Raw genomic sequence first — 15,415 nt, 5'->3', positions numbered from 1 at the left:
CCAGCGCAAGCCCGGTGCCGGGCTTCTCCACATCCGTTGCGACCCTGTCGGGTGCGCGGGCGCGCTATGCCCCGGCGGTCCGGTCGCCTGTCGAAAGGCCCCGATCGGCGGGGTCTGACACAGATCAGGAAGTCGAACGTCATGGCCGACCCCCAGAATGACAAAGCCGTATCCGCAGACCAGCGCGTCGCGACCATCGCGCGGCTCAATGATGCCCTGCGCCAGTCCATCCATAGCCCGGGCGTCAACCAGGTGGTCATGACCGCCGGCGTCGCCGAGCTGATCGGCGATACCAGCCTGTTTCGCGGGTTCCAGCGTCGCGCCGAATTGCTGCGCACCGTGCGCGACTATGACGCCTTTGGTCCCGACGTCGATCCCCATGGCGAGCGTGATTTCGGGCGCTTCGAATTTGCCGGCGAAGCCTTGTACTGGAAGATCGATTATTATGATCGCGCGCTGACCTATGGGTCGCCCGATCCGACCGATCCCGAGGTCACCACCCGCGTGCTGACGCTGCTTCTCACCCACGAATATTGAGCTATCATGGCCCCGACCCTGTCGGGGCCACCTTTTACCGAAAGGATTCGCAGATGAGCGAGCCTGTCATCCAAGCCCTCGACCGGCTTTTCGATCTGGCCGCCTCGGACACGGGGCAAGCGCGCCGCGCTGCCAACTTCCTGCTCGCCTGGTGGAATGCGCAAGACAATGGCGGGTTCGATCTTGCCGACCTGTTCGGCGTCGACCACGCCGTTGCGGCCGACATGGCCGTCGTGTTCGTCTATCTGGGCGGTCATCACGGCGCGATCTTTCCCGACCAGCTCGGCTATGAGGACAAGATCGTCGCCCTAGTCCACCAGTGGCGGTTGCGTGAGGTCGCCGACTGACCAAGGCGTCGCATCGCGCCAACCGAGCCCGCTGGCATGGCCGCCGGGCTGCGCACAATGTCTCACCGAGCGATGGTGACACCGGCCATCCCCCTAACCGGGGGGATGGCCGAAAAGTCTGCTTGAGCAGACTATCGCCGGTGCCGTCTGACGCCCACCGGGTCTTGCTCCCCGGCACGAGAGGGGAGGCTGTGCGGCGAGAGCGGCCGCGTTTTGCTGCGCGGCGAGGGGACCGACCGGTTTCCCTGGAACATGCCAAGGAGACCCGCCGTGGCCGACTATTTTTCGCGTCATCCAGACCATGCGTTGCTGTTCGCATTCGCCTGCTTCGTCATCACCGTCTACCTGTTCCGTTATGTCGGACCCGGCATCGGCGGGGGCGGCGACAGGTCGTCGCGCGAGCATTATGAGCGCAACCTGCGCGATGGTCCCAAAGACTATGAATCCTGACGGCGCGGCGGCGATGCGAACGATCGTCGTCAGCCTGCTCAAGGGCGGGGTCGGCAAGACCTTTCTCGCAACGCACCTCGCCTGGTATCTTGCCGAGCAAGCCGGCAACCGGGTCGCGTTTCTCGACCTCGATCCGCAGGGCAGTTCCACCCGCCGGCTCGCCGGCGAGCGGACCGGGTGGTTCGCAGCGGACCTGTTCGATCCCGAGGCGCGGCTCGACCTGAGCGATGCGCCAGGCATCACGGTTTTCGCCGCCGATCCGCGCCTGCAGATGGTCAAGGCAGCCGCGGATGTCCGCGATTTCCTCGGCCGGTTTCCCGCGCTTGGTGCGCATTTCGATCATATCGTCATCGACACCGGTCCCAAATGGGATGAGCTCACCTTGAGCGCGATGGCGGTGGCCGACGCGGTGATCGCACCGGTCCAGGTCGCCGAGGATTCGATCGAGTGCGCCAAGATGCTGCTCACCGCGCTCAAAAAAGCGGAAGGGGCGAGAGGCGGGCGCAAGGTCGATTTTCTCGGGCTGTTGCCCTCGATGGTCAATCCGTTCGACCGGCGCGAAATGGACAATGCGGTCAAGCTCGCCCGCGCCGTCGGCGAGAAACTGATGTTTCCTGCCTTCATCAAGGCGCGCCCGACCTACAAGCATTCGGCCGAACAGCATCATCCGGTCTGGCGCGAAACAGGCAGCGGCGCGAAAGCGGCGGCTGACGAAATCCGACCGATCCTGGCCGAAATCGTTCGCCGGATGGATGACCGTCGCCTGAGTGCGGCGTGATGGGCAAGTTCGATCAGCGCGCCGAAGAGTTCGGACTGCTTGTCGGTCTCCACGACAGCGCGCGGCGCGTCGAGGATCTGCCGCTCGACTGGATCATCGCCGACCCCGAAAATCCGCGCCGCATGTTCGACGAGACGGAGCTCAAGGATCTTGCCGCTTCGATCGCCGCGCGCGGCGTCCTGCAGCCGATCATCGTTGCCCCGAAAAATGGGGACGGGCTTCATGTCATTCGCGTCGGCGAGCGGCGCTTTCGGGCATCGCGCCTTGCGGGGCGCGAGACTATTCCGGCGATCGTGATGGCGGTGGTGAATCGGGCCGACACGCTCGCCGATCAGATCGTCGAGAATGACCAGCGCGCGGGCCTGACCTCGCATGATCTCGCGACCGGCATCGAACGGATGCTGGCCGCCGGCGTCACCCAGGCGGAGATCGCCCGCGCGCTCGGCCGCTCGAAACAGTTTGTATCGCTCTACGCCGCCTGCGCCGATATGGCGCCCTGGTTGCGAGCAGCGATCGATCAGATGCCGATCCGGTTGCTTTACGACCTCCACCGTGCTGCCCGCACGCATGGCGGCGCGGTGCGCGCCTATGTCGAGCGGCTCGGCGATGAAAGCGTGACCTTGGCCGAGGGCGGCCGGTTCATCGCAGGGCTCAAGGCATCCGAGGCTTCGCCCGATGCCGGATTGCATGTCGTGCCTGCCCTGTCGAATGGGCAGGGTGCCGAGCGCGCTGCGCCGAGAAGGTCGGTGCGTGCCGGTGCTGGCCTGCGGTCGATGTTCGGCACGGAGGTGTCTTTGCAGCCCCGGCCCCTCGATGCGGTTCGGGTGACATTGGGCGGGCGGACCGGACGTTTGATCCTGCCCGAGCGGGTTCGGGTGGTGTTCGACGACGGCGAGGAGATCGAAGCGCCCGTAACTGACATCGCCGTGGGGTAAACCATCGGCGGGGCGGGGCGGGCGCTCACTCATTCACCCCTCACTCCGCGTAGAAACGATCGAGCTTTTCAGACAATTTTGACAGCCGCGCCCCTTCTTCAGGGGCGCGGCTGTCTTCATTTTCGCGGATCGGGCGGATTGGATCGCTCGGAAATATTCTGCTTTTTTGTAGATGTCAGATTGGATGAGATACTTGCCTTGAAGACGGGCAGAGTCTGCTTGAGCAGACTATAAGACGAGTGGTTTTAGGTGAGGGCCGGATAGGCTTGGCGCCGTCATTGTTAAACAATAGCAATGGGGTGTGGCGTTTTTTGGCCTCCGTCTGCCCGATGATCTCGCGGCGCGCTTCGATGCTAGGGCGACTGCCGCCGGTGGTCGCTCAGCGCTCCTGCGCAAGCTGATCGACGGTGCGCTTGAGGACGCCGGGGACAGGTCGAGTGAGACGGCTTCGCCTCGGACCCGCACGACTGACCGGCTGCAGCTTCGGCTGTTGCGCGAGGATATTGAGCGGCTCGATGCGGCCGCCGATGCGCGCGGGCTAAAACGCACCGAATGGCTCGTCATGCTGTTGCGTCGGCGGCTTCATACCCATCCGCTTCCGCCGCGCGCCGACCGGGTGCAGATCGCGCAGTCCTGGCGCGAGCTCAACCGGATTGGCATCAATCTCAACCAAGCGGTCCATGCCCTTCATGCCGCGACCATGGTGGATTCCCGTCTCGACCTGGCGCGCGAGGCCGCGCGGGTCGCTTCCTTCCGTGACGAGGTGGCCGACCAGCTGCGCGCGCTTGGCCGCGCGCTCAAAGGTGACCTGAGCTATTGGGATACGCCCGATGACTGAGGATGATGACGGCGTCCTGCCGCTCCCCAGTCTGATGGAAGCCTGGCGACCGCCGACCGGAGGCAAGCGCAGCCTGCGCGGGGCGACGCTGCGGATCCGCTCGGGCGGCAAGGGGAGGGGCGGGAGCGCCGCTGCGCCGATGTTGTCGCCGGCCGAGGCGCGCGCCAAGCTTGAGCGGATCGTGCGCAAGGCGCCCGAGGTCATGGTCAAGATCTCGGGCAAGCAGCGTGGGGCCAGGCACCTCGCCGAACATTTTGGGTATATATCGCGGCACGGGAAGCTCGAGGTTCGGAGCAGCGAAGGCGAGATCGTCACCGACGAAAAGCGCCTGAAGGCGATCGCGGCCGATTGGGACATGCTCGATCAGGCGATGAATGCTTATGGCAAGGAGCGACCGACCTCGATGTCGATGGTGTTGTCGATGCCCGGCGGTACGACCGATGCCGCAACGATCCATGATGCCGTCCAGGCGTTCGCGCGCGCCGAGTTCGAAGGGCAGTTCAGCTATATGGTGGCGCTCCACACCGACACCGCTCACCCCCATGTCCATCTGACCGTCGCGACCCAAGGTGCGGACGGGGCGCGGTTCAATCCGCGCAAGGCAGACCTTCATCATTGGCGCGAAAGCTTCGCCCATGAATTGCGCCAGCGCGGTGTCGCCGCCGAAGCGACGCCGCGGCGCGCGCGCGGCCATGTCCAGAAGCGGGTGCGGTCGCCGGCGCACCATCTGGAGGCGCGGACAGCAGGGCAGGGGAGGGACTTGGATCTTAACCGGCTGATTGAGGAGCGCGCGCAGGCGTTCGCACGGTCGAAGAACCCGGAGCGTCGGGTGGAGGACGTGCTGGCGCTCGGCCGCCAAAAGCAGATCCGGGGGGCTTACGCAGATGCTGCGGCCGCGCTGGCGGCAACCGGGAAGGCCGAGGATCGCGCGCTGGCCGAGGATATCGCAGGGTTCGTCGCCGATATGCCGGCGGCGGTGTCGCGGCGATTGGAGCGGGCGCGGGAGATCATGATCGCCGATCGGAGCGAGGTTGCAGACCGCGACGGGCGAGACAAAGACAGCGCTGCGGTACAACGATCCATCATCGATCGAGGTCAACTTAAGCCCGATGATCGCGAGCGCTAAAGTGTGCAAAGCAGCCAAGCAGGCGGGAATCTCGAACACCTATGGGACCGCGGTTAACCCGCAGTACGACTTCGGCCAATATCCAGGCTTTCCAATGTCGGAAGGCAGCGAGAACCGCCCGGTTCCATAATGTATCTTGCGAAAAATACTGGTGAAAGGCAGAAGGTGAGCGTCCCAGAATCCTCCGTTTAAGGGACACTTTCGCGAACATAGCAAAAACAAATGCTTGCGCGTCCCAAAACTCTGTCCCAAAATGGCGGCATGAAATGGGGCTATGCCAGGGTATCTACGGAGGATCAGAACCTCGATCTGCAGCGGCGCGCGTTGAACGCCGCCGGCTGCGATCGGCTGTTTGAAGATCAGATATCAGGCGCATCCACAAAGCGGCCAGGCCTTGACGATGTGCTGGCGAAATGCGGCGATGGCGATGTGCTGGTGGTGTGGAAACTCGATCGCCTCGGCCGATCGTTGCCGCACCTGATCGAAGTCATTCAGGAGCTGGGCACCAAGGGTTGCGGATTCCAGTCGCTCTCAGAGAACATCGACACGACGACTGCAGGCGGCCGCCTTGTTTTCCAACTGATGGGCGCCCTGGCAGAATTTGAGCGCGCTCTGATCGGCGAGCGCACCAAGGCAGGCCTTGCAGCTGCGCGCATGCGCGGTGTCCGCATCGGCCGCAAGCGCGCCATGTCTGCCGAACAAATACGCCATGCGCGGGCTTTGCTCGAAGCCGGCGAGCGACCGACCGACATTGCCCGCACGATGCAGGTCGGCCGATCGACCCTTTATCGCGCCCTGGATGCCAACAAGAGCAAAGCCGCATGAAAGCATCTATCCGCCTGAAAAAGCCGATTGCGCTATCGGCGCATATCGATTTCGAAGCCCGGCGCATTGAGCTGGCGCGTGCCCGTTTCGTCGCGCGGGCCTGGTCTGAAACTGTCCCTGAAAGCCGGCGCACGAGTCAGGCCGCGCTTTTCGCGCGTGGCGCGATCGAAGCCTTCGCGGGCGTGGTCGTGCCAGATTTGGCGCTGAGCGCCCCCTTCATCATCCCGCGCGGCAAGCTCGATGCAATGGCGCGCCAGCTGGCGGCCTCGATCGGCCGTGAAGCTGCAGCCCTGCCGGTCCTAGAAGGCTGTCACTTCTTGACGAGCCTCTACACGACACTCCTGCCGGGCAAGGAACGGAGCGCCCTTGGCGCATTCTACACGCCGCCAGCATTAACGCAGCGCTTGCTCGATCTTGCGAGCGAAGGCGGCGTGGATTGGTCAACGGCGCGCGTGCTCGATCCTGCCAGTGGCGGCGGTGCCTTCCTTCTCGAAGCCGCCGCACGCATGCGGCGCGCGCTCGATGGCAGCGAACCCGCGTTTATCCTTGCCCAGCTCGGAAACAGGCTTTCGGGTTTTGAGCTAGATCCCCACGCCGCTTCGCTTTCGCAGGCCGCCCTTGAGATCTTCCTGTCCGACCTTCGCACAGCAAGCGGCCGCGACGTGCCGGTGTTCGTGAAGGTCTGCGATACGCTCGAAGAAACGCCCGCAGCGCTTTACGATCTTGTGATCGGCAATCCGCCTTATGGTCGCGTGGCCCTGACGGCTTCCCAGCGGGCGCGCTTTGCCCGCAGCCTCTATGGCCACGCCAACCTCTATGGGGTGTTCACGGATATAGCTCTCCGGTGGACACGTCCGGGCGGCGTTATTGCTTACCTCACGCCGACAAGCATGCTCGGCGGGCAGTATTATGCGGCCCTCCGCAAGCTCCTTGCCGATGAAGCACCACCCGTGGCGATCGACTTCGTCCATGCGCGGCGCGGCGTATTTGAGGACGTTCTGCAGGAAACCCTGCTCGCGCTCTACCGCAAGGGCGGCACCCGCCAGCGTTTCCAAGTTCACTATCTCAACGTCGATAACGAGCGCGAAGCGCGCTTAACCAAAAACGGCAAGGTCGGCTTGCCAGCTGACGCATCTGCACCGTGGCTGGCTCCGCGCGAACCGGCTCACATCGGCCTGATCAAAGCCGCCGAAGGTATGGCGGCGCGCTTAGCCGATTGGGGCTATGGCGTCTCGACCGGGCCGTTGGTGTGGAACAGGTTCAAGCCGCAGATGCGCACGCGAGCGGGTCGCGGTCTGCATCCGCTGATCTGGGCGGAAGCCGTAACGGCTGACGGCCGCTTTATCTTCCGCGCCGACAAGCGCAATCACGCGCCCTATTTCAAGCCGGAAGCCGGCGATGGCTGGCTGGTCGTGGATCGCAGCTGCGTTCTCGTGCAGCGCACGACGGCCAAAGAACAGGACCGCCGCCTGATCGCAGCGGAATTGTCGCAGGAGTTCATCGACGCGCACGGTGGGGTGGTGGTCGAAAACCATCTGAACATGGTGCGGACGATCGGCGCGGCGAAAGTCTCGCCTGCAGCCGTCGCGGCTGTCCTCAACAGCGATATCGTTGATCAGGTTTTTCGCTGCATCAGTGGCAGCGTCGCGGTGTCGGCTTTCGAGCTGGAATCCATTCCCCTGCCGCCCGCCTCGGCGATGGCCGCGATCGAGAAGCTGGTCGCCAAGGGCGCGTCGCGCGTCGCTATCGAAAAGAGTCTGCGCGCACTTTACGGGGTGAAGGCATGATGCTGCCAGCCCTCGCAACTTGGAATGAGATACACGGGCGACTGCCGGTTATCTTCCCTGACGGTTCAGCGAACCGTGAGCGTCTGGTTTGGGAGATTTCGGCCAAGACCATTTTTGTCATGCTCTATACGGGCGCAGTCGAAGGTGCCGATCTTTGGCTGCGGCCCGATCAGGTCACGCGCATGACGGACAGTCAGGCGGCAAAGACCGATGACGCCGCCCGTGATGCCTGGACGAAACTATCGGTCAAACCGAGTAAGGCCGACGTGCCCGGTCGCTGGTATGCCGGCAATACGCGAGAATCCATCCGCGACGACACAATCCGCTATGCGCTGATCCAGAACGGCGCGGTGATTGAACGCGCGGGCCTTGCCACAACGTCGCCGGCCGGCCGTTACGCTCTGCAGGCAGAGTTTGCCGACCTTCTCGCGCCAGACCTCGACGAAGCGACATTCCACGCCAAGGCAACGGCATGGCGGGAAAAACATCTGAACAAAGGCGCGCTCGCCCGCCTCGCTATCGTCCGCAAGGGCGCGGCCGGCGGCGGCGAGTATGAGCTGGTGACGTTCCCCAATGGGGAAACGCGCCGCATGATTCCGGGTGCGAGCACCGACATTTCAAAGGCCGTAATCGAGGTTTTTGCCTCGAAGTTTCTGCAACAGCCCGGCGTGATCTCGTTGAGCGAAAGCGGCAACAAGGTTGTCGCGCGCGATGACGATCTGGCCAAGTCGATCGGCCTGACCATCCCTGCTGACAAGAGCCTGCCCGATATCGTGCTTGTCGATCTCGGGCCTGCGCACCCGCTGCTGATTTTCGTGGAGGTCGTTCACACGGATGGCCCGGTCAACGATGCCCGTAAGTCGGCACTGTTGCAGATATCCGAAGGTGCCGGCTTCCCTTCCGAGCATGTTGCTTTCGTGACCGCCTACCTCGATCGCGGCGGCCAGCCTTTCCGCAAAACGGTGAGCGGCTTGGCCTGGGGCAGCTATGCGTGGTTTGCATCCGAGCCGGATAATCTCATCGTTTTCAGCGGAAAGCCGCTGCAAATCGAAGGCGGCTGACGCCTTGGCGCGCGCCGGAACCAAGCAGGCGATGTTAGTCGGCATGCTCGCGCGTGATCACGGCGCAACCATCAGGGAAATCGTTGATCTGACTGGCTGGAAAGCCAATACCGTGCATTCCGCCCTTTCGACCCTCCGCACCAGCGGCCGCGATATCGCGGTGGAAGATGTCGGCGGCGAACGGCGCTACAGGCTGGCGGGCGATTAGCCGCGCCGCGCGAAGGCAAGCACGCGCCCGCTGAATTGAGTAAGTTCGTGATCGTTGATCACCGCCGTCATGTAGGCGGGGTTCGTGTCGTGGTGGAAGCGGTTCGCATGGGCGAGCAGGTCGCGCAGCTCGTCAATATCAGCCTGGGCCAATATCTGGTTCTGCTGCCCCGCGCGCTGCTGACAAATCCCGAGGAACGGCCCGAGCAGCATGCCGGGTATGAACGTGGCGGGATACGCCACCCGCATGAAGGCTTCGAGAATATGGCGCAGCGCGGCCGCCACATTACGCTCGTTCGCCGGATCGGCTGCCTGCAGATAGGCCTCCACGAGCGCGTGGCGCCGGTCGTGCTCCGTGATGCAGTCCTGATTCACGTCCCAGATGGCGAATGTCGATCCGATCGCATCGCGCCGGATCGTGATTGCCTGACGTGCAGCGGCATCGGCACCCTCCCATAGCTGGCACAGGAACGGTTTCGAGTGCGATAGCACGATGACCTGGCTGACGCGCGCCTGCATGCGGCGCATTTCCTGAACGGTGGTCAGCGCGCGATGTTCGTCGAGGCTGGTCATGGGGTCGTCGACCACAAGAATCTTCTGCGCAAGCTGGGGGTCTTGATCGAGCGACGCGAAGAAAAACGCGAGGGCGAGCGTGTTGCGGTCGCCCGCGCTCAAGGTATTGCGGAAGGCCGGTCCGCCATCGCCCGTAAGCGCCACGGCGACGTTGTTAATCACGACGTTATAGCTGCAGGACGAGCCGCCGCGTGCGTTCACCGGATTGACGGCACCGAGCCGGAAGCCAGCGTTGAATCGCTGGAGGTAGTTGTTGATCGCGGCCTCATAGGCCGGAAAAATGTTCTGGCGGTAATTGTCGAGGGCAATGCGTGCCTGGGCGCGCAAGCCTTCGGTCGCCGTCTTGGCGGCCTTCTCGCCCAGGTAATCGTCGCAAAGGCCGCTGACCGGGTCGCTGTGACGCGATCGGACGGCGTGCAGGCGCGCCAGGTCGCCGGTGCGTGCCGCCACATCTGCGTTGGCCGCTTGCTCCTTGACGATGGCGATCGGAGCGTTGCAGGCTTGTAGCGCCTCAGACAGGGCGGCGATGGCATCCCGCCGCACGTCATAAGCGGCAATCAGGGCGATCGTTTCCGGCGCAAGGATCATGGCCTCCAGCGGTGCCGCCGCTTTCGCCCGCAAGATGACAAGCACCGCATCACGCGCTGCGATCCAGTCTCGCAGCACTGCAGCCGTGTCCACCTCGATCGCCGGAATGTCGGTGAAGGCATTCCAGAACGTGCGCCCGTCGCTGGCGATGCGCACAGCCCGCTCGAAAGCGGCGGGTATCTCGCCGGCATGCGCCGTGTTGATCCCCTGCCCCGTCTGCGTGATCGTTGTTTTCAGGCCCTCGTAAGCCTCACTGAAATAGGCCTGATAGTGCCCGATCAACGCCGATCCGGCCAAATCCTGCGCGCAGAACGGGCAAACATCGTGGCCCTGGTCCTGGGACGCGCCGGCGATGCGGCTCATGCCCTCACCGACCCACGCCTCGCCGCCTCTTCCAAGGCTGCGCAAGTGCGCCCGCACGCGCGCGCCCGCTTCGGCTTCAAGGTCGGGCAGCGTCCGCGCGAGCAACGCGTTGATCGCCTCGGTATCGAAGGTGGGCAGTGACAAGGGAAGGAACGTGGCCTGCTGGCGGATCACGTCAGCCGATCGGGCGGCCGCCAAGGCGCGCTCGGCATCGGCGATCGCTGCCTCGATATCGGGATCGGGGGCGAGCGCGCAGAAATCGTCAACATTGATAGTGCCCCGCGCGGCCGCCGGGATCGCGTTGCTCCGCTGGGTGAGCGCGCGGTTATGCTCCTCGATGCGGGTGACATGCCCCTGCAGCTCCGCATTCAGGGCCACCCCCTGCGCGCCAAGGATCAGCTCATGCAGGTTCTGGCGGTGGCCTGCCGCTATCTCGACGCCCGAGCAGACGTTGGCTGCGACAAATGCATCGTCAAAAATCGCGATACGCGGCATGGTGGCCGACCAGCCATTATTTTGAAACTGCACCGTTACGTTGCCGGCGAAGCCGAGAACGACATGGGGCGGGTTTGCCGCGCCAAGGCGATGGCGCTCCTGCACCAAGCCGGCGTCGCCGGTGCCAAGAGAACGGAGGATCGAGGACAGCGTAGTCTTGCCCCGCCCGTTCTCGCCATAGATCAGGGTCAGCGTCGAGAGCGGGATTTGACCGCCCGCGTTGACTGAATCGAATTGCCCGACATTGCGCAGCAATTGAATACGTTCGAGCAAAAGGCGTCCCCCCGGTCGCGGAATCTGGTTACGCTGGCAGGCGCTTGTCCCACGTTAGCCTAATGATGGGCTTGCTGCCACCGCAGTCGTAATTGTCTTATCGCGCCGTCGTTCCGACAGTGACCACTCAAAACATCACGAGCGGCAGTATTTCAATCGGCACTCAGGCACCGAGGAGCACATAGACCGAAAGATCCTATCTTGAGTCTATCATCAATGGCGATCCGGGAGAGATCGCGCTGGGGAATCATCAACTGCTCCGGATTATATTGAGTTCGTCGGGCTCGACGTTGAGTCGGATGCGCCATCGGGCCAGCATCCGGCCCTCATTGGGAAACAGGGGATCGAGACGCTGATAGGTCGGCGTCAGCCGCGCGCGCAACGGCTCCAGTGCGGCTGCATCGGCCAGCCCGTAAAATTCCAGCAGATAGCCGAGGCGGCGGATGACCGCGCCAACACCGAGGCGAAGCGCATAGTCGATCATCAGCTCGACCCGTAGCGTATCGCGCTTCATCCAGAGTCCCTTGGCGACCTCTGTGACGCCACCGACATATTGCGGATGGTCCAGACCATCGATGATGGTCCGCTCGGGATCGCTGACCCGGACCTGCTCTTGGGATGTGATCCAGATCTCGGTCAGGCCGAAGAAATCCTTTAGTTTGACGTCGACGAAGCGGAACTCATACCCGTGAATGTGCTGCGGGCGCAGCCGTTTGGCGCAGGAGACGATGATGGCCAACTGCGGTTGGGTGACCATGCGGTGCAGCTCGAGGGCGCTGCCGTGGGAGATGAAGTAGTCCGCATCGCCCACCAGCGTTCTTGCGATGAGGTAAGGATCGCTCACATGCTCGGTGTCGCGGCCCCGTTCGAAGGGCACCAGATTGTAGAGACCGGGCTTGAGGCGCGTGACGATGCCGCGCGCTTCGGTGTTCGCAACGAGGCTACGTGCCGATGACGGGCTCAGACCTGTGATCTCGGTGACATCCGCGAGCGAAAAGATCGGCTGACGGCGCTCGTTGAGTTCGACGATCAGCTGGGCGGCCCGAGGTCCAAGCGTCTTGAGATTATATCCTTCGCGCAATTCGAGCCTCCGTGAGCGATGTCCGGCGCGTTCGATATAACGGTAATTATATTATCTGGCAAGATTGTCGCGCTTTGCGGGACGGTTCGCGCGCATAGTATATATTGGCAGGCTCGATCTGCACCGCTCGTGGTTTTCAATCACGATAAATGATCGGTCAAGCCGAACAAATGTGCCGGTTCTTAAGCCAGAAGGCGATCGCCTGCCCCTTTTATCGCAGAGGGGCTGCGGCACAAAAGTCCGATCCCCAGTCACCGAGAGCGGCTGCGTTCCTGAGGCTTGGGCTCGCGACCGGGACGAGGGATGGGGAGCGTAGCTGGGTCACGGCCGCGGACCACATCCTGCCTGACGCTGGGGGAGGCGTCCTTGACCATTGCCGGTCGGATGTTCCGTCCCGCCGCAATATGCGCATCAAGCTGTGCGCGCGCGACGGTCATCACCCGCGCAACCGCCTCGGGATTGTTGAACAACGTCCGTCGGATCACTGCTTCCATCACGCGCATCTGGCTGTCGGCCGCACGATCATTCGGCGTGTTGCCACGATCGCCGCGCCGGGCATCCGGTCGTTCCAAAGCACTGCCGTCGCTCTGCCGGTTCATCCCGGATGACCCACGCACAGCATCGAGATCACGGGCTGCTGCCATGGGCGCAATCGTGTTACGGCTCGTCTCCCCGCGCAGCCGGTCGAGCTCTTGGAGATCGCGATCATTGGGCTTGTAGCCACGGACCTCGAGCCCCTTTTGACTGGCCTCGATCCAGACCGATCGCCGAAATTCTTCCGATCCGGTGACGTGAATCCGGTCCCAATTGCGGTGTTGTGCGATCGCCACCAGATCCTTGACGACCTCCTGACTCTCCGTTGCTGTGACCAGGCGCCGCCCCTGATCGCGAAACGCGGGATCCTTCGCTTGCGCCGTCGTGAAAAAGGCGGGTTCGCCCGACCATTTCGCCTTGTCGGCATAATAGCGCTTCCGCACGCTCTCCGGCACGTCGCCCGCCTCGAGGGAATGCACCTTGGGCGCACTTCGTGACGCACCGACAGCGCCGACATGATCAGGTGCTTCGGTGGGCCCGTCCTTTGGTCCCCCGGGCGAGGACTTTTCTGGCGCAGCCGCCTTGCGCTGTTTGGCGTCGTCGAGGCCAACGCTGTTGGCACTAGTCCGCGCCATACTGGGTTGCTTGGAATCATTCTCTGCCATGTTCATGCCTCTCGGTCGCAAATTCTGGAGATTGGACACCGGCACCCACGGGCTCGAGAACGGCCCGGGCTGTCATCGCCGTGACAAAGGCGATAGCGGCCTGTTCGTCGCCGGGCGGTGGTAGATCCACCATGTCGCCCAGCACCAACATGTCATCGGTGATTTCGGCAAAGTCCGAGAGTTCGTCACCGGTGAGCGCGCGCATCGCAGGTTGCGCCCGTTCTGTCTGCGCAATCGCCTGACCGTCGCTCAACAAGGCGGCCTTCTTCGCGCTAAGGGCCTGTGCCAAAGGATCACTGCCACTCGCCTTGCCTGCCAATTTGGCGGCTGACGACACGGCGTTGATCGTGATCGGACGGGGCGCGACCTTGGGTGGGTCACTGATCCGGCTCGTGAAGCGCTTCGAGCGGAAATACTCGATCTTGCGGCCCCTGACGGGCGGAATGCCGCCGCGCATCAGTAGAAGCTCGCCCTTGGGCATCTGCATCAGCTCCTGCGGCATCATCAGCGCGCGGCGCTGGTCCGACTCCGATATGCTGCGGTTGGCGAGCAGGCCATGGATGGTCCGGCTCTTCGATTTGACGTTCATCGTAAAAAAGCCGAGCCGCTCAGAGAGTTCGTTGGCAACCTTCAACTCCTTGGGGGTGAACACGATCTCTAGTCCGCAATTGGCGATGATCTCGTCGGTGACATCGACGCCATAGATGCCGCGGGGCTGGGACCGGCTCTGGATCACGGGCAACAGGCGAAGTCCGTAGCCTGCGACATAGGAAAAGGCCGACGCGATGACCGGCGCCTTGCCGAGGCGGGCAAATTCGTCGAGCAAAATGAGCACCGGCACGCGGCCGCCATTCTCAGGCAGTTCCCGCGTATTGAGATCGATCAGCTGCTGGAGGAAGAGATTATAGACCGGAGCGATGCGGTCGATATTATCGGGCGACACCCCGAGATAGACTGAAATCCGCTCGCGTCTAACCTGACGCAGATCGAAATCGGTCTCCGACGTCGCGGCATCGACATAGGGGTTGAGCCACAGATTGAGCTTCGATGTGATCGTCTGTTTGATACCGGAGAAGGTGTTGTCTGACGCGGAGGTGAAGTCGCTCAGCGCCGACACGCAGGCCTGGCTCAGCCGCTGGCCGCGGCGCTGGGCCTCTTCGACGACCTTGGGCAGTTCGACCTTGGGGTCGCCCGTCGTCAGTCGCCGATAGATTTCGCCAATCGTGAAGGGGAGGGCGGGATTGGCCGCGACGAGCGCGCCGACACCGACAAAGGCCGCCCGCGCGGCTTCGGCCCAGAACGGATCGGCCTTTTCCGGTGCCGGAAACAGCATGCCGCCGATCTTCTGGAGTTCATTGATCACATCGGTGTCGTCGAGCCGGTCAATGAAGCTCAAGGGATTGTAACGGGCGCTTCGCCCCTCGGGATCGAGCGGGTCGAACAGATAGACCGCCTGGCCATGCCGTGCGCGAAAACCAGCGGTGATGTCCCAATTCTCGCGCTTCACGTCGAGCACCACCACGGAGTCTGGCCAACTCAGAAGATTGGGGATCACCACGCCGACGCCCTTGCCGGCGCGCGTCGGTGCTTCGAGCAACACATGCTCGGTGCCGCCGAAAACGAGATAGCGGCCGCCTTTCTGCCCGACGATGATCCCACTGTTGCTGCGCAAATGTTCGCGCCGAATTTCGCTTTCACGCGCGAACCGTGCCTCGCCATGAAGCGTGCGCTCACGCTTCAGGATGACCAGCAGAATGACGAAAGCGATTGCGCCGCTGACCAGCGCGCCTCGCTCCAGCCACAAATGCAGGAGCGGATCGCCTCGGTAATACCAGAGCCAGGCGGGGATCGCCGAGATCTGCATGTGCGGGCCGATCTGGTTCAAGCCGACCAGCGCGACCAGTACCGCGCACAAGACGCACGCCAAAAAGGTTGTCGCGAGCATCGCCGCG

15 protein-coding genes are annotated in these 15,415 nt (G+C 63.3%); 11 read left to right on the top strand and 4 right to left on the bottom strand.

What is annotated here, in order from left to right; all coding sequences use genetic code 11:
* Positions 1-141 precede the first annotated feature (141 nt).
* The 11 genes from ASE22_RS25840 to ASE22_RS25790 all read left to right on the top strand — a co-directional run bounded on the left by ASE22_RS25840 (position 142) and on the right by ASE22_RS25790 (position 8,892).
* Entirely contained in the window at positions 142-537 is a 396-nt protein-coding gene (locus ASE22_RS25840) for a DUF3768 domain-containing protein (protein WP_056366840.1), read from the top strand.
* Positions 538-590: 53 nt separating this feature from the next.
* Complete coding sequence (locus tag ASE22_RS25835) at positions 591-884, top strand: DUF7673 family protein (protein ID WP_056366900.1); 294 nt, start codon at positions 591-593, stop codon at positions 882-884.
* 270 nt (positions 885-1,154) lie between these two features.
* Complete coding sequence (locus ASE22_RS25830) at positions 1,155-1,334, top strand: hypothetical protein (protein WP_056366837.1); 180 nt, start codon at positions 1,155-1,157, stop codon at positions 1,332-1,334.
* 13 nt (positions 1,335-1,347) lie between these two features.
* Positions 1,348-2,112, top strand: a complete 765-nt coding sequence (locus tag ASE22_RS25825) for a ParA family protein (RefSeq protein WP_056366897.1) — start codon at positions 1,348-1,350, stop codon at positions 2,110-2,112.
* Positions 2,112-3,047: a ParB/RepB/Spo0J family partition protein gene (locus ASE22_RS25820; RefSeq protein ID WP_056366835.1), complete on the top strand. Its 936-nt coding sequence runs from the start codon at positions 2,112-2,114 to the stop codon at positions 3,045-3,047. The genes ASE22_RS25825 and ASE22_RS25820 overlap by 1 nt, the downstream gene beginning before the upstream one ends.
* 301 nt (positions 3,048-3,348) lie before the next feature.
* A complete protein-coding gene (locus ASE22_RS25815; RefSeq protein WP_056366833.1) occupies positions 3,349-3,885 on the top strand; it encodes a hypothetical protein in 537 nt (178 codons plus the stop codon).
* The gene (locus ASE22_RS25810; protein WP_056366830.1) at positions 3,878-5,011 is read left to right on the top strand and encodes a relaxase/mobilization nuclease domain-containing protein; all 1,134 of its coding nucleotides are present in this window, start codon (positions 3,878-3,880) and stop codon (positions 5,009-5,011) included. The genes ASE22_RS25815 and ASE22_RS25810 overlap by 8 nt, the downstream gene beginning before the upstream one ends.
* Positions 5,012-5,272: 261 nt before the next feature.
* Entirely contained in the window at positions 5,273-5,836 is a 564-nt protein-coding gene (locus ASE22_RS25805; RefSeq protein ID WP_056366827.1) for a recombinase family protein, read from the top strand.
* Complete coding sequence (locus ASE22_RS25800; RefSeq protein ID WP_056366824.1) at positions 5,833-7,623, top strand: HsdM family class I SAM-dependent methyltransferase; 1,791 nt, start codon at positions 5,833-5,835, stop codon at positions 7,621-7,623. Before ASE22_RS25805 ends, ASE22_RS25800 begins: the two co-directional genes overlap by 4 nt.
* Positions 7,620-8,684: a BsuBI/PstI family type II restriction endonuclease gene (locus tag ASE22_RS25795; protein WP_056366821.1), complete on the top strand. Its 1,065-nt coding sequence runs from the start codon at positions 7,620-7,622 to the stop codon at positions 8,682-8,684. Before ASE22_RS25800 ends, ASE22_RS25795 begins: the two co-directional genes overlap by 4 nt.
* A 4-nt stretch (positions 8,685-8,688) precedes the next feature.
* Entirely contained in the window at positions 8,689-8,892 is a 204-nt protein-coding gene (locus ASE22_RS25790) for a DUF3489 domain-containing protein (RefSeq protein ID WP_056366817.1), read from the top strand.
* Here ASE22_RS25790 and ASE22_RS25785 read toward each other — a convergent pair.
* The 4 genes from ASE22_RS25785 to ASE22_RS25770 all read right to left on the bottom strand — a co-directional run bounded on the left by ASE22_RS25785 (position 8,889) and on the right by ASE22_RS25770 (position 15,408).
* Entirely contained in the window at positions 8,889-11,183 is a 2,295-nt protein-coding gene (locus ASE22_RS25785) for an AAA family ATPase (RefSeq protein WP_056366815.1), read from the bottom strand. The two genes, ASE22_RS25790 and ASE22_RS25785, sit on opposite strands and share 4 nt — an antisense overlap.
* 250 nt (positions 11,184-11,433) lie before the next feature.
* The gene (locus ASE22_RS25780; RefSeq protein WP_056366812.1) at positions 11,434-12,264 is read right to left on the bottom strand and encodes a type IV toxin-antitoxin system AbiEi family antitoxin domain-containing protein; all 831 of its coding nucleotides are present in this window, start codon (positions 12,262-12,264) and stop codon (positions 11,434-11,436) included.
* A 251-nt stretch (positions 12,265-12,515) separates the two neighbouring features.
* A complete protein-coding gene (locus tag ASE22_RS25775) occupies positions 12,516-13,469 on the bottom strand; it encodes an LPD7 domain-containing protein (RefSeq protein ID WP_056366809.1) in 954 nt (317 codons plus the stop codon).
* Positions 13,450-15,408, bottom strand: coding sequence for a type IV secretory system conjugative DNA transfer family protein (locus ASE22_RS25770; protein ID WP_056366805.1), 1,959 nt, complete (start codon positions 15,406-15,408; stop codon positions 13,450-13,452). Before ASE22_RS25770 ends, ASE22_RS25775 begins: the two co-directional genes overlap by 20 nt.
* Between the last annotated feature and the right edge of the window lie 7 nt (positions 15,409-15,415).

Origin of the sequence: Sphingomonas sp. Root720 (assembly GCF_001428605.1) — a bacterium.
Lineage (GTDB): Bacteria > Pseudomonadota > Alphaproteobacteria > Sphingomonadales > Sphingomonadaceae > Rhizorhabdus.
Note: the sequence above shows the minus strand (reverse complement) of the source record. Positions and strands in the feature narration are given on the sequence as shown.